This is a genomic window from Glaciihabitans sp. INWT7, from assembly GCF_014217685.1.
Lineage (GTDB): Bacteria > Actinomycetota > Actinomycetes > Actinomycetales > Microbacteriaceae > Lacisediminihabitans.
This window is the reverse complement of record NZ_CP043653.1, coordinates 2163808-2181059: the sequence shown is the minus strand read 5'-3', so window position 1 is coordinate 2181059 and position 17252 is coordinate 2163808. Positions and strand designations below refer to the sequence as shown.

At 67.9% G+C, this 17252-nt stretch carries 21 protein-coding genes; 13 read left to right on the top strand and 8 right to left on the bottom strand.

The annotated features are described in order from the left end of the window. Nucleotides 1-52 precede the first annotated feature (52 nt). Nucleotides 53-1639 (top strand): sodium:proton antiporter, encoded by a 1587-nt coding sequence (locus F1C58_RS10650; RefSeq protein ID WP_185201087.1) that lies wholly within the window; start codon nt 53-55, stop codon nt 1637-1639. A gap of 8 nt (nt 1640-1647) precedes the next feature. Here F1C58_RS10650 and F1C58_RS10645 read toward each other — a convergent pair whose 3' ends face one another. From F1C58_RS10645 to F1C58_RS10635, 3 genes are read right to left on the bottom strand one after another with little or no spacing between them, the layout of a single operon-like run. Continuing rightward, on the bottom strand, nt 1648-1965 hold the full coding sequence (locus tag F1C58_RS10645; protein ID WP_185201086.1) for a hypothetical protein: 318 nt from the start codon (nt 1963-1965) through the stop codon (nt 1648-1650). Beyond that, nucleotides 1962-2564: an Asp23/Gls24 family envelope stress response protein gene (locus F1C58_RS10640; RefSeq protein WP_185201085.1), complete on the bottom strand. Its 603-nt coding sequence runs from the start codon at nt 2562-2564 to the stop codon at nt 1962-1964. Before F1C58_RS10640 ends, F1C58_RS10645 begins: the two co-directional genes overlap by 4 nt. After that, nucleotides 2561-3106, bottom strand: coding sequence for an RNA polymerase sigma factor (locus tag F1C58_RS10635; RefSeq protein ID WP_185201084.1), 546 nt, complete (start codon nt 3104-3106; stop codon nt 2561-2563). The genes F1C58_RS10640 and F1C58_RS10635 overlap by 4 nt, the downstream gene beginning before the upstream one ends. A gap of 113 nt (nt 3107-3219) precedes the next feature. On the opposite strand from F1C58_RS10635, the gene F1C58_RS10630 reads away from it, so the two are divergent. Next, on the top strand, nt 3220-3399 hold the full coding sequence (locus F1C58_RS10630; RefSeq protein ID WP_185201083.1) for a CsbD family protein: 180 nt from the start codon (nt 3220-3222) through the stop codon (nt 3397-3399). Nucleotides 3400-3514: 115 nt separating this feature from the next. Here F1C58_RS10630 and F1C58_RS10625 read toward each other — a convergent pair whose 3' ends face one another. Together F1C58_RS10625 and F1C58_RS10620 are read right to left on the bottom strand one after the other, a co-directional pair. Continuing rightward, nucleotides 3515-4294 carry an alpha/beta hydrolase gene (locus F1C58_RS10625; protein ID WP_255461073.1) on the bottom strand — a complete coding sequence of 260 codons (780 nt, stop codon included), beginning with the start codon at nt 4292-4294 and terminating at the stop codon, nt 3515-3517. After that, nucleotides 4291-5193, bottom strand: a complete 903-nt coding sequence (locus F1C58_RS10620; protein WP_185201082.1) for a helix-turn-helix transcriptional regulator — start codon at nt 5191-5193, stop codon at nt 4291-4293. The genes F1C58_RS10625 and F1C58_RS10620 overlap by 4 nt, the downstream gene beginning before the upstream one ends. A 186-nt stretch (nt 5194-5379) precedes the next feature. Between F1C58_RS10620 and F1C58_RS10615 the strand changes: the two genes are divergently transcribed. The 4 genes from F1C58_RS10615 to F1C58_RS10600 all read left to right on the top strand — a co-directional run bounded on the left by F1C58_RS10615 (nt 5380) and on the right by F1C58_RS10600 (nt 9150). Next, entirely contained in the window at nt 5380-6216 is an 837-nt protein-coding gene (locus F1C58_RS10615; protein ID WP_185201081.1) for a DUF4397 domain-containing protein, read from the top strand. Then, nucleotides 6213-6899, top strand: coding sequence for a sortase domain-bontaining protein (locus tag F1C58_RS10610; protein WP_185201080.1), 687 nt, complete (start codon nt 6213-6215; stop codon nt 6897-6899). The genes F1C58_RS10615 and F1C58_RS10610 overlap by 4 nt, the downstream gene beginning before the upstream one ends. Before the next feature lie 125 nt (nt 6900-7024). Next, on the top strand, nt 7025-8764 hold the full coding sequence (locus tag F1C58_RS10605; protein ID WP_185201079.1) for an APC family permease: 1740 nt from the start codon (nt 7025-7027) through the stop codon (nt 8762-8764). 20 nt (nt 8765-8784) lie between these two features. After that, entirely contained in the window at nt 8785-9150 is a 366-nt protein-coding gene (locus F1C58_RS10600; RefSeq protein ID WP_185201078.1) for a DUF3054 domain-containing protein, read from the top strand. 18 nt (nt 9151-9168) lie between these two features. Here F1C58_RS10600 and F1C58_RS10595 read toward each other — a convergent pair whose 3' ends face one another. Further along, the gene (locus F1C58_RS10595; protein WP_185201077.1) at nt 9169-9930 is read right to left on the bottom strand and encodes a VOC family protein; all 762 of its coding nucleotides are present in this window, start codon (nt 9928-9930) and stop codon (nt 9169-9171) included. A gap of 12 nt (nt 9931-9942) precedes the next feature. On the opposite strand from F1C58_RS10595, the gene F1C58_RS10590 reads away from it, so the two are divergent. Then, nucleotides 9943-10233, top strand: a complete 291-nt coding sequence (locus F1C58_RS10590) for a hypothetical protein (protein WP_185204214.1) — start codon at nt 9943-9945, stop codon at nt 10231-10233. A gap of 152 nt (nt 10234-10385) precedes the next feature. Here the strand turns inward: F1C58_RS10590 and F1C58_RS10585 are convergent, their stop codons facing one another. Beyond that, nucleotides 10386-10880 carry an FBP domain-containing protein gene (locus tag F1C58_RS10585; RefSeq protein ID WP_185201076.1) on the bottom strand — a complete coding sequence of 165 codons (495 nt, stop codon included), beginning with the start codon at nt 10878-10880 and terminating at the stop codon, nt 10386-10388. Between the two features lie 341 nt (nt 10881-11221). Here F1C58_RS10585 and F1C58_RS10580 point away from each other — a divergent pair, with 341 nt between their 5' ends. Next, complete coding sequence (locus F1C58_RS10580) at nt 11222-12406, top strand: low temperature requirement protein A (RefSeq protein ID WP_185201075.1); 1185 nt, start codon at nt 11222-11224, stop codon at nt 12404-12406. Nucleotides 12407-12588: 182 nt separating this feature from the next. Here F1C58_RS10580 and F1C58_RS10575 read toward each other — a convergent pair whose 3' ends face one another. Beyond that, entirely contained in the window at nt 12589-13551 is a 963-nt protein-coding gene (locus F1C58_RS10575; RefSeq protein ID WP_185201074.1) for an LLM class F420-dependent oxidoreductase, read from the bottom strand. 73 nt (nt 13552-13624) lie between these two features. On the opposite strand from F1C58_RS10575, the gene F1C58_RS10570 reads away from it, so the two are divergent. The 5 genes from F1C58_RS10570 (at nt 13625) to F1C58_RS10550 (ending at nt 17229) form a co-directional block, all read left to right on the top strand. Then, a complete protein-coding gene (locus F1C58_RS10570) occupies nt 13625-15106 on the top strand; it encodes a methyltransferase (protein ID WP_255461072.1) in 1482 nt (493 codons plus the stop codon). 70 nt (nt 15107-15176) lie between these two features. Continuing rightward, the gene (locus tag F1C58_RS10565) at nt 15177-15938 is read left to right on the top strand and encodes a hypothetical protein (protein ID WP_185201072.1); all 762 of its coding nucleotides are present in this window, start codon (nt 15177-15179) and stop codon (nt 15936-15938) included. Further along, nucleotides 15935-16210: a hypothetical protein gene (locus F1C58_RS10560; protein WP_185201071.1), complete on the top strand. Its 276-nt coding sequence runs from the start codon at nt 15935-15937 to the stop codon at nt 16208-16210. The genes F1C58_RS10565 and F1C58_RS10560 overlap by 4 nt, the downstream gene beginning before the upstream one ends. Before the next feature lie 25 nt (nt 16211-16235). After that, entirely contained in the window at nt 16236-16892 is a 657-nt protein-coding gene (locus F1C58_RS10555) for a TetR/AcrR family transcriptional regulator (RefSeq protein WP_255461071.1), read from the top strand. After that, nucleotides 16849-17229, top strand: coding sequence for a VOC family protein (locus F1C58_RS10550; protein WP_185201070.1), 381 nt, complete (start codon nt 16849-16851; stop codon nt 17227-17229). Before F1C58_RS10555 ends, F1C58_RS10550 begins: the two co-directional genes overlap by 44 nt. Nucleotides 17230-17252 lie beyond the last annotated feature (23 nt).

The window sequence follows — 17252 nt, the reverse complement described above, 5'->3', positions numbered from 1 at the left end:
TCGTCTGCGCGAGTCCTCTACCCTCGGATAACAACGCGGGAAGGAATGCGGCATGGACGGCTCGGTCTTGACGATCATCTGGATCGTGTCGTTCGTGCTCGTGACCGTCGCGGTCACGGGGTTGTCGCGACGTGTGGGCTGGTCGGCGCCCGTCACGCTCGTGGCTGTCGGTGCGGTCGCGTCGTTCCTGCCCTGGCTGCCGAAGATCGAGGTGCAGCCGGAGTTGGTGCTCTACGGCCTGTTGCCGCCGTTGCTCTTCGCCGCGGCCATCCGCACTTCCCTGGTAGACGTGCGGGCCAGGCGGGACAGCATCCTCACCCTCTCGGTCGGCCTCGTGCTCTTCACTGTCGTGGTCGTGGGCTTCTTCACCTGGCTGATCGTGCCGGCGATCACCCTCGCGACGGGTTTTGCGTTCGCCGCGGTCGTCGCTCCGACGGATGCGGTGGCCATCACCTCCATCTCCGGTCGCCTCAGGCTGCCCCGCCGGGTCGTGACCGTGCTCGAGGGGGAGAGCCTGTTCAACGACGCTGCGGCTCTTGTCGCCCTCTCCGCCGCCATGGCGGCCATCGTCGGCACCCTCAACCCGTGGGCCGTCGCCGCGGATTTCGTGCTCGCCGTGGTGGTGGGGGTGGGTTTCGGCCTTGCCGCCGGATTCGGACTCTCCGCCATTCGTAAGAGGCTCAAGGCGCCGGTGCTCGACACGAGTCTGTCGCTCGCGACACCCTTCGTGGCGTTCATCCCCACCCAACTGCTTCACGGGTCGGGGGTGCTCGCCGTGGTGATCGCCGGTCTCATCATCGGGACCCAGGCGCCGGTGGTGCAGTCCGCACAGGCGCGCATCGCGGATTCCGTGAATTGGCGCACCATCCGGTTCCTCCTCGAGAATTCCGTGTTCCTGTTCATCGGCCTCAACCTCAAGGGCATCTTGCGCGGTGTCGCCGACTCCGGGTTCGGCATCGCCCAGGTCGTTCTCATCTGTGTCGGGATGCTGGTGTTCCTCATCGCGGCGCGGTTCGCGTGGATCCTGGCGGTGAGCGGGTTCTACCGGGTCGGTCCGAAGCGCTTCCGCGAGCGCAGCTGGAGCGGCAAAGCCACCGTGGCGATCGGGTTCTCCGGCATGCGCGGGGTTGTCACACTCGCGGCGGTCTTCCTCCTGCCCGATGCCACCCCGCAGAAATCGTTTCTCCAGTTCCTCGCCTTCGCGGTGGTCGTGGGCACGCTGGTGCAGGGACTCGCGCTGCCGTGGATCATCCGCCGCTTGAAGCTTCCCCCGCCGAATGCGGACCAGGAGCTCGTGGAGGCGCAGATGCTGATGGCGGAGGCCCGGGCAGCCGGGGTCGTCAGACTCGACGCGGAGAGGATGGAGGCGGATGACGCGGCCGTGGTCGAACGTCTCCGCAACGATGCCACCCTGCTCGGCGAATCCCTCCTCAATCCGGTCGAGGACGGGGTGGAGCCCGCGCAGGCGGTCTTCGGCCGACTCCGGCTCGCGATGATCGAGGCAGAGCGCGCCGCGGTGCTCGAGGCCCGGCGTGAGGGGCGCTATCAGGAGCCGGCGGTGCGTGCCATCCTCGCGTCGATCGATGCGGAGGAGATCGCCGTGCGGTTCATCCGCCACAACAATCGCAACGACGGCTGACGGCTCCGTCAGCCCTCGATGCGGCTCACTCGCACCAGGATCTCCGCCTCGACGCCCGGAGCGAGCACGGAGCGGATCGCCGTCGACACGGCGAGCGCGGTCACGGGGGCCTGCTGCCGGCCGGAGGCAGCCACGCTCGCCACGATCGCCAGCCCCTCGTCCACACGACGCACCGAGACCAACGCGATCGGAGTGTCGGGCCCGGTCGTCAATTCTCGTACCGACCGCAACAGGCTCGGTTCCGCGGCGTATAGCGCGGCAACCGAGGGCACCGAACGCACGACGGCGTCGAGCTGAGCGGCGAGGGAGGTGAGTTCGTCGGTCATGCTTCGTCCTCCTCGACGGGGCGTTCCAGGGTGTGGGCATCTGTCACGGTGACATCCACGCTCTCGATGGTGAGTTCGGTGTGTTTCAGCAGCTCGGAATAGACGCGCTCGCGAACGGCGTCGGCCAGATCGACGATGGGCGCGCTGAGCACGACGCTGATCGTCACAGCGACGCGCACGGGAGCATCGGGATCGTCGAGCTCGCCGTCGAGGGTGCAGCGCCCCACGAGCACTCCCTCCACGGAGTCGCCAGCCGCTCTCACGAGCTCGTGCACGGCCCCTTCGGTGATGGTGAGGCGAGTGTTCGGTTCGGAGCTGCTGAGCGGGATGTCCCGCCCCGCCCGCACTTCGCGTGAGATCGCGGTGAGCACTCCCCGCAACCAGCCCTCCTCGATCCCGGGGTTGTCCCGGGCATCCCGCACCACGAGGTCCCGCGAGAGCGCTCCGACGCGTTCGAGGCTCGCGAGCATCGCCTGGCATTCGGCATTGCCGTCGATGGCGGCGATGGCGGGCTCGCGCCCGCGGTCCAGATAGTCGCTGAGATCGTCGAGCGAGAATCCGGAACCACCGACGTCGTCGCTGGCAGAGGCTTCGGTCATCGCCACACCTCCATCTCTCTCACTACAGTCTGTCGGGCGCGCGCGAGCTTTCCCCGCACGGTGGTCACGCTGAGGTCGAGCCGTTCGGCGATCTCGTCATAGGAGTATCCGCCCACCTCTTTCAGCACCCAACACTGGCGCTGGCCTTCGGGCAGCTCGTCGAGCACGCGGGTGAGCGCCTCCATGCGCGAGGTCGCGATGGCGCGCTGCTCTGGACCGGAACCGTGCTCGGCCACGAGCTCGTCGTCCAGCTCGCCCGTCGGCCGCCTGCTGCGGATCCGGTCGGTGGCCTTCCGGCTGACGATGCTGGTCAGCCAGGAGCGCACCTTGCTCGGGTCCTGCAGCGCGGGAAGCTGTTTCCACGCCGAGATCAGGGCTTCCTGCACCGCGTCGTCGGCATCCGCCGCAGAGCCGGTGAGGCGCTGGGCGAAGGCGCGAAGGTACGGAGCGTGACGCCTCACCAGCACCGAGAAGGCGTTCGTGTCGCCGTCGGCCGACCGCTCGGCGAGGATGCCGTCCGAGGCCGAGGAGAGATCGATCACCCGCCATCCGTTCTCTCTCAGAAAAATTTCGCCCCAGAGCGTGACGAATTGCTCACAGTACCCGTCCCAGTCATGAAAACCAGTGCAAACCGAACCAGAAATGGAGTTCTCACATGAGTGCAGACAACGACATCAAGAACACCGCGCAGGACCTTCTCGGCAAGGGGAAGGAAGCGCTCGGAAAGGTCACCGACAACGACAGCCTCGTAGCCGAAGGCAAGGCCGACCAGGCGAAGGCCTCGGTGAAGAAGGCTGGCGAGAACGTGAAGGAGGCGCTGACCGACGACAAGTAGCGCCATGATCGGGCGAGTGCGGTCTTTCCGGGTCGGCATCACGGCACGGACAGGCCGCACTCGCCGTTTTTCCCCTTGTTCTGCCGCGGCGTTCGACGCGGCGTCCGGCGACGGGCTACCCGTCGGTGAGAACCCCGGCGAGGGCCGCGGTGATCTCAGAGCGGGCCTCTTCACTGGAGATCGTCGCGGTGCCGTCACCCGGCTGCACGCCGTAGTCGCCGAAGCGCGCGTGATTGCTGCCCGGGATCTCCACGAACACCGCGGATGCCGGTAGCAGGCTCTTGCCCGCGGCGATCTTCGCCGGAGTGCTCAAGCCGTCCCGCTCCCCGCCGATGCTGAGCACGCTGAGATCGGTGCGCGAGAGGTCGTTCGCGCAGTAGCTGCCGAAGAGCACGAGGCCCGCGACGGCGGGTGCCTCGTTCGAATCGGCCAGCATGCAGGCCCGAACGCCGCCGAGAGAGTGTCCGCCGACGAACCACCGGGTCACCCCGCTGGTGTCTGCCGTGAAGGTGGCAAGAGGTCGCTGGTCGAAGAACGCGAGGTTGAGGGTCGGCTTGGTGATCACGACGGTCACGCCCTGCTCCACGATGCCGGAGAGCTTGTACAGGTAGGCGTAGGGATCGACTTTCGCACCGGGGATGAAGACCAGCCCGGTGCCAGTGGCTCCGCCCTTCGGCGTGAGGATCACCGAATGATCGGTCGAGGTGATCGAGATCCGGCTGTCGCGCCACGCAGCGAGCGCCGGCGCGCGTTCTCCCTGCATCACGATGTTCGCCCAGGTGAGAAGGGCGACGATCGCGAGCACGAAGACCAGCAGAATGGCGATGAGGATCTGGGCGATGCGGCGGCCGACGGGAGTGCCGCCCGGCGCTCCCGCGGCGGAGTTCCGGCTCACGGGAGGCGGCGCTTCGATTCGATCGGCACGGGCGCGGGCAGGATGCGCTGAGCTTCCGCCGGCGAGGTTCCGGAGGCAATCGCAGCGAGCCGGCGCAGGGCCGTCTCCGACTCCGAACCGGGCCGGGCGTGCAGGATGACCAACGATCGCGTGTCGGACCCCCCGGGAGAGCCGATGGCCAGTCGTTCCGTCTCCAGTTCGAGCGCTCCCACCTGCGGGTGGGTGATCCGGGTGATCGAATCGACCTCTGCTGGCAGCTCCGCCGCTCCCCAGAGGGCGCGGAATTCGCCGCTGCGAACGGAGAGTTCGCCCACGAGCTGGGTGAGGGCCGGATCGTCGATATCCGGGCCGATGAGAGTGCGCAGGCGTGCGACGGTGGCTACGAGCATCCGGTCCCACTGGGGATAGAGCTCGCGGGAGGCCGGATCGAGGAACACCGAGCGCATGAGGTTGGTGCCGGGGGTGAAGCGCGGGGAGAGGGCGCGGGCGAGCGGGTTGGCCGAGAGTACCTCGGTGAGCCTTCCCTCGATCCAGGCGACCTGGTGGGGCCAGGCGTCGATGAGACCGGCGAGCCCCTCCGGCGCTTCGTCCGGGGCGATCGGCCGGGAATCCCGCTCGATAAGGGCGGGACGAGCGAGGTCGCGCAGGCTGGCGGCCGCGTCATCGTCGAGCTTGAGCGCCCTGGTCAGGGCGTCGAGAACGTCGTCGGTCGGATTCTGCTCGACTCCCTGTTCCAGGCGGAGGTAATCCTCGGGCGAGATCCCGGATACGAGGGCCGCTTCTTCCCGACGGAGGCCCTGAATGCGTCTTCGGCCGGTGGCGGGCAACCCCACGTCTTCAGGGGTGAGTAGTTCGCGCCGGGCGCGCAAGAATTCGCCGAACTGGTTGCCTGGTTGCATGTGTCCACCCTACGCAGAAAGGGGGAGGCTGGTCACCCGGCGAACAGATCTCGAGAGCCCCACCAATCCGATCTTCGAAGCCGCTCCGAATAACCGGAATACGTCGTCGTAGCACCCGAACCGCTTTGACCCGACATCGTGACCCGAAATCTCGACCCGACATGCGGCGACGTGGAGGACTTACCCATGCCACAGTCGAATACCCGCCCGAAAAACCGGCGCCTCGTGCCTGCGATGGTTGCTTTCGCGATCATCGCGCTCACCAGCATCGCCGGAGCGAGTCCGGCCCTCGCGGCCCCCGCGCCGCAGACGGGATGGGTGCGCGTCGCGCACCTTTCGCCCGACACCCGGTCCGTGGATGTGCGCCTCACCCAGCTGGGTCGGGACTCCGCCGTAGTGCGGCTCGATTCCGTCGCATACGGCGCAATCTCCGCCTACCAGCCGCTCTCACCCGGCACCTACCTCGTCACCATGACTCGCGCCGGCTCGCGAGCCTCGAGCACTCCCGTCGCCCGCTCCTCCGTGACCGTTGTGGAGGGGAAGAGCACCACCGTCGCCGCCTACGGACGAAACGCGCGCCTGCGCCTCAAGGCTTTCCCCGACGAGCTCGCGACCCCGGCAGCGGGCATCGCCCGCATCCGTCTGCTCCAGGCCTCCGCTACGGTGCCCACCGTCTCGGTCGTCACTTCCACGGGCACGACGATCGCCACTCAGGCTCGCGGCGGCACGGCGACGGGCTACATCGACGTGCCCGCGGGCACCTGGACGCTCTTGCTCCAGGCGAAGTCACGGGACTTCAGCACCACGGTGTCCTTGGTTCCCGGCTCGGTCACCACCCTGGTTGTGCTCGATACCGCGCGGGGCGCTCTCACCGCCCGCCCGATCGTCGACAGCGCTGCAGCGCAGCAGATTCCGGTCGGCGCCGTGCAGACGGGTGGTGGATTCCTCGCTCGCGATACCTCGCCAGCCAGCGCGACGATGGGTAGGATCCTGGGCAGCACGGCGCCGGAGATGCGCCGATGAGCGGCCGCCACGCACGGGTCAGGCGCGCACCCTGGGTCGCGGGCATCCTCGCGGGGGGAACCGCTCTCGGGCTCTCGGCCGCGCTGGTCATTGCCGGAGTCCAGGGTGTCGGGCCGGTCGCCGCCGCCCACATCAGCGGTGCGGGCGAGATCCAGAAGCCGCTCGCCGACTCGACCGGGTCCGCGCCCCTCCAGGATCCCATCGCAACGACGGATGCTCCGCCCCGGGCCGGCATCGTGGCGACGCACCTCGACATTCCGGCGATCGGGGTGTCGACCGATCTCGAATCCCTCGCGGTCGATTCGAGCGGCGTTCTTCATCCTCCGACCGATTTCGATCGCGCCGGTTGGTTCTCCGGGGGAGTGCTACCCGGCCGCATCGGACCGGCGGTGATCGCCGGCCACCTCGACTCGGTGGTCAAGCCAGCCGTGTTCGAGCATCTTCCCGAGCTGGTGCCCGGGGACTCCATCGGTGTGCGCCTCTCGGATGGCACCTCCGTGAGCTTCGTCGTCGCATCGAGTTCCGTCGTGCCGAAAGCGGCCTTCCCTACTGACGCCGTCTATGGCTCCGTGCCGACCCCGCAGCTTCGACTGATCACCTGTGACGGGCCATTTGATCGCTCGACGGGACACTACACAGAGAATCTCGTCGTATTCGCCACCCTGGCGCAATCAAATCCGTAGCAGAAACTCTTCGGAATCAGTGCGCTGAAGTACTAGTGTGAGCCGCACAGGCCGTTCGACGACGAGCGAACCTGGCTACCCGGCTGTGCCGTTCTGTCTGCGGCCTTCACGCAAGGAGTGTGCGCATGACCGCAACCGTTCCGTCCACGACCGAGGTGGACAGCAAGGGTCTGAAGGGTGGCTCCCTCGGACTGATCTCCAGCATCGTGATGGGCGTGGCATCCACCGCCCCGGCCTACAGCCTCGCCGCGAGTCTCGGTTTCATCGTCGCGAGCGGTGGCGCACTCCTCGCCGGGGTGAAGGCTCCCGGCATCGTGCTTCTCGCCTTCATCCCCATGTATCTCATCGCCGTCGCCTACCAGGAGCTCAACAGAGCTGAGCCCGATTGCGGCACCACCTTCACCTGGGCGACACGGGCCTTCGGGCCGATCACCGGCTGGATGGGCGGCTGGGGCATCATCGTCGCCGACGTGATCGTCATGGCGAACCTCGCGCAGATCGCGGGTTCGTACACCTTCACGCTGCTCGGCGAATTCGGGGTTCCCGGCATGAGCGACCTGTCGAGCAGCACGATCTGGTCGACAGTCGCGGGCCTGCTCTGGATCACCCTGATGACCTGGATCTGCTATCGCGGCATCGAGATCTCGGCGCGATTGCAGTACTTCCTGCTCACCATCGAGGTCATCATCCTCATCGCCTTCGCCGTCTTCGCGCTCGTGCGGGTGTATTCCGGCAACGCGGAGACCTACTCCCTCGTGCCAAGCCTCGACTGGTTCAATCCCTTCACCCTCGACTTCACGAAGGTGATCGCTCCCGCCATGCTGACCGCGATCTTCATCTACTGGGGCTGGGACACCGCCGTCTCGGTCAACGAGGAGACCGCCGACCCGGCCAAGACGCCCGGTCGTGCCGCCATCATCAGCACCCTCCTCCTGCTCGTCACCTACGCGCTCGTCGCGGTCGCCGTCGTGGCCTTCGCCGGAGTCGGAACGAAGGGGGTCGGCCTCGGCAACCCGGACAACGCCAGCGACGTGTTCTCGGCCGTCGGTCCGGACCTGTTCGGCGACAGCCTCATCGGGCACATCCTGCTCCTGCTGCTCGCCGCGTCGATCCTCACCTCGGCCTCGGCCTCCACGCAGACCACGATCCTGCCGACGGCCCGCACGGCGCTCTCGATGGCCGTCTACAAGGCGATCCCGTCGAAGTTCTCGCGCATCCACCCGAAGTACCTCACGCCAACCTGGTCCACGATCGGGATGGGCATCGTCTCGGCCGCGTTCTATCTGATTTTCACACTGATCGGCGCCGACACCCTGCTGCAGGCCCTGGTCGGATCCATCGGATTGATGATCGCGTTCTACTACGGCCTCACCGGATTCGCGTGCGTCTGGTTCTATCGCAAGACGCTCACCTCGTCGTTCCGGCACTTCATCATGCGGGGGCTGTTCCCCTTCGTTGGTGGGGCGATCCTGCTTCTCGTCTTCGTCTACGGCCTGCAGCAGTTCGCCCTGCCGGACTGGATCCAGGACGCGAAGGGCAACAACGTCACCATCTTCGGCATCGGTGCGACGGCGGTCGTCGGAGTCATCGGGCTCTTGCTCGGTGCCGTGCTGATGTTCCTCTGGTTCCTGCGCCAGCCCGAATTCTTCCAGGGCAAGACCCTTCCGCGTCGCTCCGACGACCTGGTGCTCGCACCCGGTGAGGGCCGCATCCCCACTTTCGGTCTGCCTGACTCCGGTCGCATGGCCGAGGTCATCGCGCCGGACCGCTCCAACCTGCCGCCCGGTCAGAAGGTCATCGACGCGACGACCGGGGATCCGGTGACCAGCTCGATCCCGGTGCCGCCCGACGACGATCCTCGGTAGGCGTCGCGTAGGGTGGCGAGGTGAAATTCATCGCGCCACTCGCCTTCCTCCTCGATGTCGTGCTCGTCGGCGCGTTCGTGCTGATCGGTCGCACGAGCCACAACGAAGGCCCACTGGGCACGCTGGTGACGCTGTGGCCGTTCCTCGCGGGGCTGGTGATCGGATGGATCGGCGCCCGCGCCTGGCGAACGCCGCTCGCCCTCCGCTGGTCCGGGCTCACGATCTGGGCCGCGACGGTGATCGTCGGAATGCTCTTGCGCGCGGTGGCCGGACAGGGTGTGCAGATCGGATTCGTGATCGTCACGACGGTGGTGTTGGCGATCTTCCTGCTCGGCTGGCGCGCCATCGGCCAGCTTCTGCTCCGTCTGGGCGCGCGCCGCGCCTGAAGCGGAGCGCGGGCAGCTTCACTGCACCTGGATGATCGTGAGCGGGGCCCCGGTCGAATCCTCGAGGTGGGTCATCCGTCCGAAGGGCGAGTCGGTGACCGGGTCGAGCTGGGTGCCTCCGAGGCCGGCGACGAGGGATGCCGCGGCATCCGCGTCCTCCACTCCGAAGTAAGGCATCCAGCGGGCCGTCTGCCCTGCCGCGAGATAGCCGCTGGCGTCGAAGATGCCGGCGAGGGGATCGCCTCCGGCGCTGAAGGTCGACATGCGGAAGTCTGCGGTGTCGCTCATCACCGTGGTGGTCCAGCCGAAGGCGTGCCGGTAGAACTCGAGGGCGCCGTCGTAGTCGGTGGCGTGCAGCTCCTGCCAAACCGGGGCCCCGGCCTCGTTCACGAGGTCGAAGCCGGAGTGACCGCCGGGTTGCCAGGCCCCGAGTTGTGCACCGGAGGGATCGGCGAGACCGACCATCGTCCCCAGCCCGGGCACCGCGTGACTGAAGAACACCTGCCCGCCGTGCTCGACGATCGCAGCGCCCGTCGCATCGGCATCCGCCGTCTTGAGGTACACGGTCCACAGGTCGGGCGTGCCGCCCCCGTTCGCGACCATGCCGGCGACCCGGTGGCCGTTCTTGGAAAAAGTGACATAGTCGTTGAACTCCGGGCCGGCGGTCTCCTGGGTCCAGCCGAGAAGGCCGGCGTAGAACTCGATCGACCGAGCGGTGTCCGAGCTCTGCAGGTCGAGCCAGACGGGGGCGCCGTTCGCGATGTCGGTGGGTGTTGGCACGGCAGTCCTTCGATGTCTCTTTATTCGGTGAACGGCGCTGCAGCCGCGGTGCCCTCCATGGTCGTGCACAGGGGCGGCGAGCACAATGCCCTCTACCTCTACCTCGGCAATGCACGTGCGACGTCCCGAAAGACGGCGTATTCTCAAGGCACACGGGGAGCCATTCGGGCTCCCGATCCGAGGGAGCTCACCATGGCCGACAAGTCACCGAAAAAGTCAACCTCGAAGACGGCGGCGTCGAAGTCCCTCAAAGAGAAGCGCGCCGACAAGAAGACCAAGGCTGCGAACAAGCCGAACGGCTGAGTTCGACCGGAGGCCCGGGATGTCGCTCGAGACCGAGCGCGTCCCGGGCCTTCGTCGTCCTCGTGCGCTTCACGACTCGATGCCCGCGTGGGTTCGCTCCGGCTCGTTCGGCGCGGACGGTGCCACCGGGTGGGGCAGAAAGCCGGTGGGCGTCAGACCGTCTTCATGATGTCGGCGGTGAAGTTCTGCACCCGCGTGAGGAGGCCCTCCGCGCGTCTGGCGACGACCTCGGCGGGATCCGGCTGCATCGGGGAGGCCGGCGGCATGATCCGGATGATGAGCGAACAGGCCAGGTCGGCGCAGATGTAGGTTCCCACCGTGTTGCCGTCGCGTCCGGACTGTCCCGCTCGGGCGGCGGAGAACAACGTCACCTGGTCTGAGGGTTGCGGGGTGCGGCAGAGCGAGCACATGGCGGAGATGCCGGGTCGCATGCTCGCCCCGGAGGCCCGGAGCACGATGCCCACGGGGCGGTCGTCCGCCCAGTGCACGAGATAGCCGCGCAGCGGGGCACCGTGGTCGCGCCAGCCCAGATACTCCCGCTCACCCCAGAGCACTTCGTGCAGGCCCGGGAGGGGCATCCGCTCGATATCACCCTTGGAGGCGTTGACGATGCTGCGACGGATGTCGGTTTCGTTGAGCGGTTTCATGGCCTCCTCCGGGCAGCGGCTCCTCAGCGGTGCCGATGGTTGATTCCAGCGTAATCCGCCGACGGTGCCATTCGGTTCGCGCCTACCGGAGCGTGACGCGGGTCGTTTACGATGAAGCCATGCTCGCCCCGGTCGCGCTCACTGTACCCGCCGCTTCGGCTCGGCAGGGATCACCCAAAGCGAGAATGGCCGCCACCCCCTCGAGGCCGGTCCGCCGTAATGCCGACGGTGTCTTCGGGGGCCAGACCGGCGCGCCCCCGCGGTGCGGCCCGCTGCGCGTGGTGGGACGGCTCGCCCCCACGGTCGACGGCTGATCACCGGCACGAGCACACGGACACATCGTGCAGTCACCCGAGTCGAACCAGCGTGGGGCCTGGCAGCGTGCGATCCTTCGTGACGACGCGGATGCCCATCGCCCGGTCGGCTGGGTCGAACTCTTCTTCGACCTCGTGTTCGTGGTCATCATCTCCGTGCTGGCCCACGACCTCGAGGGCAGCGCGCACTCCGAGGGATTGCTGCGGTTCATCCTGCAGTTCGTCGCCGTCTTCTGGGTCTGGAACGGGTTCACCTACTACACGGAGAGGTTCGAGTCCCACGGCCTCGAGAACCGGCTGTTCACCTTCCTCGGCATCCTCACCGTCGCGGGCCTCGCCGTCTGGGGAGAGGACGGGCTCGGGCACAACTATCTCGGCTTCGCGGCATCCTTCCTGCTCGCCCGCGGCCTCAATATCCTCATGTGGCTGCGCGCGGGTCGGCACGAGCCGCGATTCCGCCGCGCGGCCGCCGGATTCACGGCGGGATATGTCGCGTCGTTCGCCCTGATCGGGGTGAGCCTCGCGGTGGACGAGGCCTGGCGCCTGGCCCTGTGGGGTCTCGCCGTGCTCGTCGACATCGCCGCGCCCGCCGTCACCGCCCGGTTCCAGTTCGGACTGCCCGGCATCAGCCGCGACAAGTTCCCGGAGCGATTCGGCCTGCTCACCCTCATCGTGCTCGGAGAGGTGGTGGCGAGCGTGATCCAGGGGGTCGCCACCGCGAACGAGGCGACGGATGTCTCTGTGCCCACCATCGCCGACGCGATCCTCGGACTGGCCATCGGCTTCGGACTCTGGTGGGTCTACTTCGACTTCGTGGCCCGGCGGCCGACCAGACCGGATTTCGTGATCGCCCTCGTGTGGGTGTACCTGCACATTGCGATGCTCATCGGCATGGTGATCGTGGGAGTCGGGATCAGCGAAGCAGTGCTCTCGGGGGAGGAGTCCGCGTCCGCACTGGTGCTCCGGTCCCTCGGCATCACCCTCGTTGCGATCGCACTGCTCGAACTCACCCTGGATCGAGCTCCGGATGAGCCGACCGGAGCGCGCCTGAGCCCCCTGCTGAAGGCGGGGATCGGCGTTGCCCTGGTGCTGCTGGCGTCCTTCGCCGCACCACCGTCGACGACGGCGGTGCTCATGGTCGGTGTCGCCGCCCTGGCCGTACCGGCCGCCTACGGTGCGCGCGTCTACTATCGACGCCCCGCACGCGGGTAGCGGGTCAGTCGCGCGACGAGGACTTCGACATCGCGATCAGAGCGATGAGAAAGCCGGCGCCGCCGAAGAACGTGATCGCGCCGAGGATCGTGTACAGGATCGCGGTTGTCTGGGCCATGGAAACTCCTCGTTGTGCGGGTCTGGACACCGCTCAGTCCACCGTATCGCCTGCTGCAGGGTCGTCAGCGCCGCAGCTTCTCCAACAGCGGGCCGGCGGCCTCGTCGAGAAAGCGCTGCTGGTTCTCGTCGCCGACCTGCACGAGCGCCACATTGGTGAAGCCGGCTGCGGCGTACTCACGAATGGCGTCCGCGATCTCGTCGAGGTCGGGACCGCACGGGATGCTGTCGGCCACGTCCTCCGGTCGCACGAACTGGCTCGCCCCCTCGAAACCGGCCGGTGTCGGCAGGTCGGCGTTGACGGACCAGCCGCCCCCGAACCAGCGAAACTGGTCGTGGGCCATCTCGATGGCGGCATCCTTGTCCGGACCCCAGCAGATCGGGATCTGGCCGATCGACCGGGACGGGCCCTCATGCACCTTCGCCCACGAAGTGAGCAGTTCCGCTTCGGGCTCGGTGGTGATCAGGTGGTCACCGAGCGGAGCGAAGCGGGCGATCGACTTCTCCCCGGAGACCGCGACACCGATCGGCACGCCCCCATCGGGCAGGTCCCAGATGCGGGCAGAATCGATGCGGAAGTACTCCCCTTGCCAGGTGACCAGCTCGCCGGTGTGCAGCTCGCGGATGATCGTGATGGCCTCGGCAAGCATGTCCTGGCGCTGGGCGACCGGCGGCCAGCCCTCGCCGATCACGTGCTCGTTGAGGTTCTCGCCGGCGCCGAGACCCAGGATGAACCGGCCGTCGGCCAGAAGCTGCATCGTCGCGGCCTTCTGGGCGATGACCGCCGGGTGGTACCGCAGCGTGGGGCAGGTCACGTAGGTGGCGAGCTCGACCCTCTCGGTGGCCTGAGCCACGGCACCGAGCACGGACCAGGCGTAGGGCGCGTGGCCCTGCGAGGTGAGCCAGGGCGAGTAGTGATCACTCGACACCTCGAAGTCGAAGCCGACGCGTTCGGCCTGCACCGCGTAGTTCACGAGCTGCTTCGGCCCGCTCTGTTCGGTCATGAGGGTGTATCCGAAATTCGTCATGCTTTCAGTGATACTCCGCCGTCGCGCGAAATCAACCCGCATGCAGTTGACTTGCGGAGTGCACTCCGAACCGATGGAACGACTCCGATCCGATCTTCTCGCCGCCCGCTTCAGCGTCGACTCCCTCACCCGGCTGTGGGGCACCCGGGCGGATGCCGCCCTGCACCGCGGCCAGCGCGTTCCCGCATCCCGGGCTCTCGCCGGACCCGCCGGAGAGACGGCCGCCGGCGTGCTCGCCCGCATCTTCGTTCTCGGGATGCCGGTGACCGCCGGGCAGCTCGCTGTGGCACTGCCCTCGCTCGGCCTCGACGGGGCTCTCGCCCTCGGCCTCGTGTCGGTCGATGGCGACGGGGTTCGCGCGGTGCTCGACCTGCGCCCCTACAGCTTCGTCGACGCCCACGGCGTCGGCAGCTGGTGGATCGCCAGCGATCTCGGTGAGCTGACCGTCGGTGGGGCGCTGCGGGAGGATCACGTGCTCGGGGTCGGCGGGGCGTCTCTCACCCTCAGCGGACTCATGGTCGGTGGGCCCGTGGACACCGCCCTCGACCTCGGCACCGGCTGCGGCATCCAGGCCATGCACGCGGCACGTCACGCCACCCGCGTGGTCGCGACGGACATCTCGCCCCGCGCGCTCGAGATCGCGGCTCTCAACGCCGAGCTGAACGGCATCCACAACATCGAGTTCCGGCTCGGCAGCCTGTTCGAGCCGGTGGCGGGGGAGCGGTTCGGCCAGATCGTGTCGAATCCGCCGTTCGTGATCACCCCTCGCACGGACGGCGTCCCCTCTTATGAATACCGCGACGGGGGCATGGTCGGTGACGCGCTCGTCGCCTCGGTCATCGCCGGACTGAGCGCCCATCTCGAGCCGGGAGGCATCGCCCAGCTCCTCGGCAATTGGGAGTATCGCGACGGTGTCGACGGCCTCGATTGTGCCGGCGAATGGGTCTCCGCCACCGGCCTAGACGCCTGGGTGGTCGAGCGGGAGGTTCAGGATTCGGCGCTCTACTCCGAGACCTGGATCCGGGATGGCGGCACCCGCCCCGGTGCCGAGTTCGACCGGTTGTACGGGGCATGGCTCGACGACTTCGAGCGGCGGGGCGTGACCGCCGTGGGCTTCGGCTACGTCACCCTGAGGGCGAGCACGCGCGGGCTGCGTCGTCTGGAGCGACTCGACAGCCCCATCGAGGGTGGCCTCGGAGTGCATATCGCCGAGACCCTCGCCGCCTCGGACTGGCAGTCCGCCCTCAGCGACGAACAGCTCGGCCGCGAGCATCTGGAGCTGGCTCCGGATGTCACGGAGGATCGCCACTACTGGCCGGGCGACGCCGATCCCACCGTCATGACCCTTCGTCAGGGCGGGGGATTCGGGCGTTCGGTGCCCCTCGATACGGGGCTCGCGGCCCTGGTCGGGGCCTGCGACGGCGAGCTCAGCCTTCGGGCGATCATCGCGGCCATCGCGCAACTGCTCGAGGTGGACGAGGCCGCACTGTCAGCGGAGGTGTTGCCGAGCGTCCGCGAACTGGTGACGACGGGATTCCTCCGTCCGCTGGCGTGACCGGTTCGCCTTACCTGCTCCGAACATTGGCGGCATCTGCGCCGAACAATCGGCGTGCAGAGTCACCATCATGAAACCATCACTCGCAGCATCCATCCTCGGAACCACCGTCACTGCAGCCCTCCTCCTCGGGTCGTGCAGTGCAGCCCTCGCCTCAGCGCCCATCGGTTCAGCGCCCACCGGTTCAGCGCCCACCGGCTCCGTCCCCGCTGCCCGGTCGACGGGGGCGCCACGCACCCTGTCGGCGGTTCAGGCCCTCGGTGCCGCCGCGACCGCCGCGCGGATCAGCGCCCTGGACAGGGCCGTTCCCCGCGTCACCGCGAATACCTACCTGAGCGCGACCGACAAAGACCAGGTGCTCGGGACTCTCAATGGCGATCGCGCAGCGATGGTCACCCTCGCGGCGAAGATCGCGGCGGACACCGACCTCTCGGTGGCCACTGCCGACTATCACTCGATCTTCACCGGGTACCGGGTCTTCGCCGTCGCGATTCCGCAATCCCTGTATGCCGCCGCCGCGTCCGGCCTCGAGGACGCCGCGATCCCGGCCCTCCAGTCAGCCCAGGCGACTCTCGCCGCCGCCATCGCCGGCCCGCTCGCCTCAAAGGACACCCCCGCGATCGACGCCACGATGGCGGATCTCGCCGCCCAGATCCGCACCGCCCAGCAGTCCGTCTCCGGCGTCTCCGCGTTCGCGCTCTCGGTGACCCCCGCGCAGTTCAACGGCGATCACGAGATCCTCGCCGCCACAAGAGTCTCGGTCAAGACCGCGACCGCCGCCGCGAAGAAGGCGCGGGCGGATGTCGCATCGGTGAAGGCCGCACTCACGTGATGCTCTCCCGATGGTCCATCCCCGCCGCCGGTCTCGCTCTCGTGCTCGGCCTCACCGCCTGCGGCGCTCGCCCCGGCGCCGCGGTGCAGCAGACTCCGGTCCCGAGCCCGATGACGTCGTCGGGGCATCCGTCGCCCGCGGCCAGCCCCTCGGCCGATCCGCTTTCCGATATCGACCGCCAGTTGGCGATAGTCGATGGGTCGACGGCCCAGAGCACGGGCGACCTGACGGCGGGGGACAGCTCAGCGAGCACAAGCGACGAGGGGCAGTAGCCGAGCACGTCGAAAAGGGGTTTGCGTGCCGGACACTATCCGCACGCGCAGCGCCCGGATGTCACGGTTCCCGCGACGCTCGAATTCCACGCTGGCCTCCGCACCGGCGACCGGGCCTGGGCTCATACCTCGGGTCGGGCTCACCCGGGCGAGAGTGATCGCCGCCGGCATCGAGCTGGTCGACCGTCAGGGTCTCGCGGGGTTCGCCGACCTCACGCTTGCCTCTGTCGCAGTTGAGGTCGGGGTCGCCGTTCCGAGCCTCTACAGGCACGTCGGTTCGCTCGCCGACCGTCGCCGCGCTATCGCCGTCGACTCGGTCGAGTCCCTCACCCTGACGCTGACGCGGGCCACGACCGAGAGTTCGGGGCGGGATGCCGTCGGTGCTTCGGGCGTTCGATCTGCCCCGCAGCGGATGATCGACGCCATCAGCATGCTGCATTCCGCGCTGCACGGTTTCGTGGTGCTCGAGCTCGGCGGTGGCTTCGGCCTGCCCGACGACCCGGACCGCAGTTTCGAGGTGATGGTGGAGACCGTGATCTCCGGCGTGGAAAGACTGGCAGCTTCGGTGCCCACCGTGCCAGTGTTGGCAGGGCAGGACCGGCAATCAGGCTGGTCAACAGAGCCAACAGGAGGGCACCATGTTCAGCACCACCGGCGCATTCAGCGGCTTCTCGGTCGATGACATCGATGCGGCACGCACCTTCTACGGGGAGACGCTCGGTCTCGACGTCACGACCAACGACATGGGCTTTCTCGAGCTCACCCTCGGAAGCGGGGCGATGGTTCTCATCTATTCGAAGCCCGACCATACGCCCGCGAGCTACACCATCCTCAACTTTCCCGCCGACGACGTCGAGGCCGCCGTCGATGACCTCAATGCCAGGGGAGTCACCACGAAGATCTACCCGGACGAGCAGATGCCGAGCGACAGCAAGGGCATCATGCGGGGCAACGGACCCGACATCGCCTGGTTTCTCGACCCGGCCGGAAACGTGCTCTCGGTGCTCAGCTCGCGCTAGCCCTCCTCCTATCGGGCTCCGAT

Coding starts and splice junctions, on each gene's coding strand:
- F1C58_RS10650 (WP_185201087.1), top strand. CDS start 53: ATGGACGGCTCGGTCTTGACGATCATCTGGATCGTGTCGTTCGTGCTC.
- F1C58_RS10645 (WP_185201086.1), bottom strand. CDS start 1,965: ATGACCGACGAACTCACCTCCCTCGCCGCTCAGCTCGACGCCGTCGTG.
- F1C58_RS10640 (WP_185201085.1), bottom strand. CDS start 2,564: ATGACCGAAGCCTCTGCCAGCGACGACGTCGGTGGTTCCGGATTCTCG.
- F1C58_RS10630 (WP_185201083.1), top strand. CDS start 3,220: ATGAGTGCAGACAACGACATCAAGAACACCGCGCAGGACCTTCTCGGC.
- F1C58_RS10620 (WP_185201082.1), bottom strand. CDS start 5,193: ATGCAACCAGGCAACCAGTTCGGCGAATTCTTGCGCGCCCGGCGCGAA.
- F1C58_RS10615 (WP_185201081.1), top strand. CDS start 5,380: ATGCCACAGTCGAATACCCGCCCGAAAAACCGGCGCCTCGTGCCTGCG.
- F1C58_RS10610 (WP_185201080.1), top strand. CDS start 6,213: ATGAGCGGCCGCCACGCACGGGTCAGGCGCGCACCCTGGGTCGCGGGC.
- F1C58_RS10605 (WP_185201079.1), top strand. CDS start 7,025: ATGACCGCAACCGTTCCGTCCACGACCGAGGTGGACAGCAAGGGTCTG.
- F1C58_RS10590 (WP_185204214.1), top strand. CDS start 9,943: ATGTCTCTTTATTCGGTGAACGGCGCTGCAGCCGCGGTGCCCTCCATG.
- F1C58_RS10585 (WP_185201076.1), bottom strand. CDS start 10,880: ATGAAACCGCTCAACGAAACCGACATCCGTCGCAGCATCGTCAACGCC.
- F1C58_RS10575 (WP_185201074.1), bottom strand. CDS start 13,551: ATGACGAATTTCGGATACACCCTCATGACCGAACAGAGCGGGCCGAAG.
- F1C58_RS10570 (WP_255461072.1), top strand. CDS start 13,625: ATGGAACGACTCCGATCCGATCTTCTCGCCGCCCGCTTCAGCGTCGAC.
- F1C58_RS10565 (WP_185201072.1), top strand. CDS start 15,177: ATGAAACCATCACTCGCAGCATCCATCCTCGGAACCACCGTCACTGCA.
- F1C58_RS10550 (WP_185201070.1), top strand. CDS start 16,849: ATGTTCAGCACCACCGGCGCATTCAGCGGCTTCTCGGTCGATGACATC.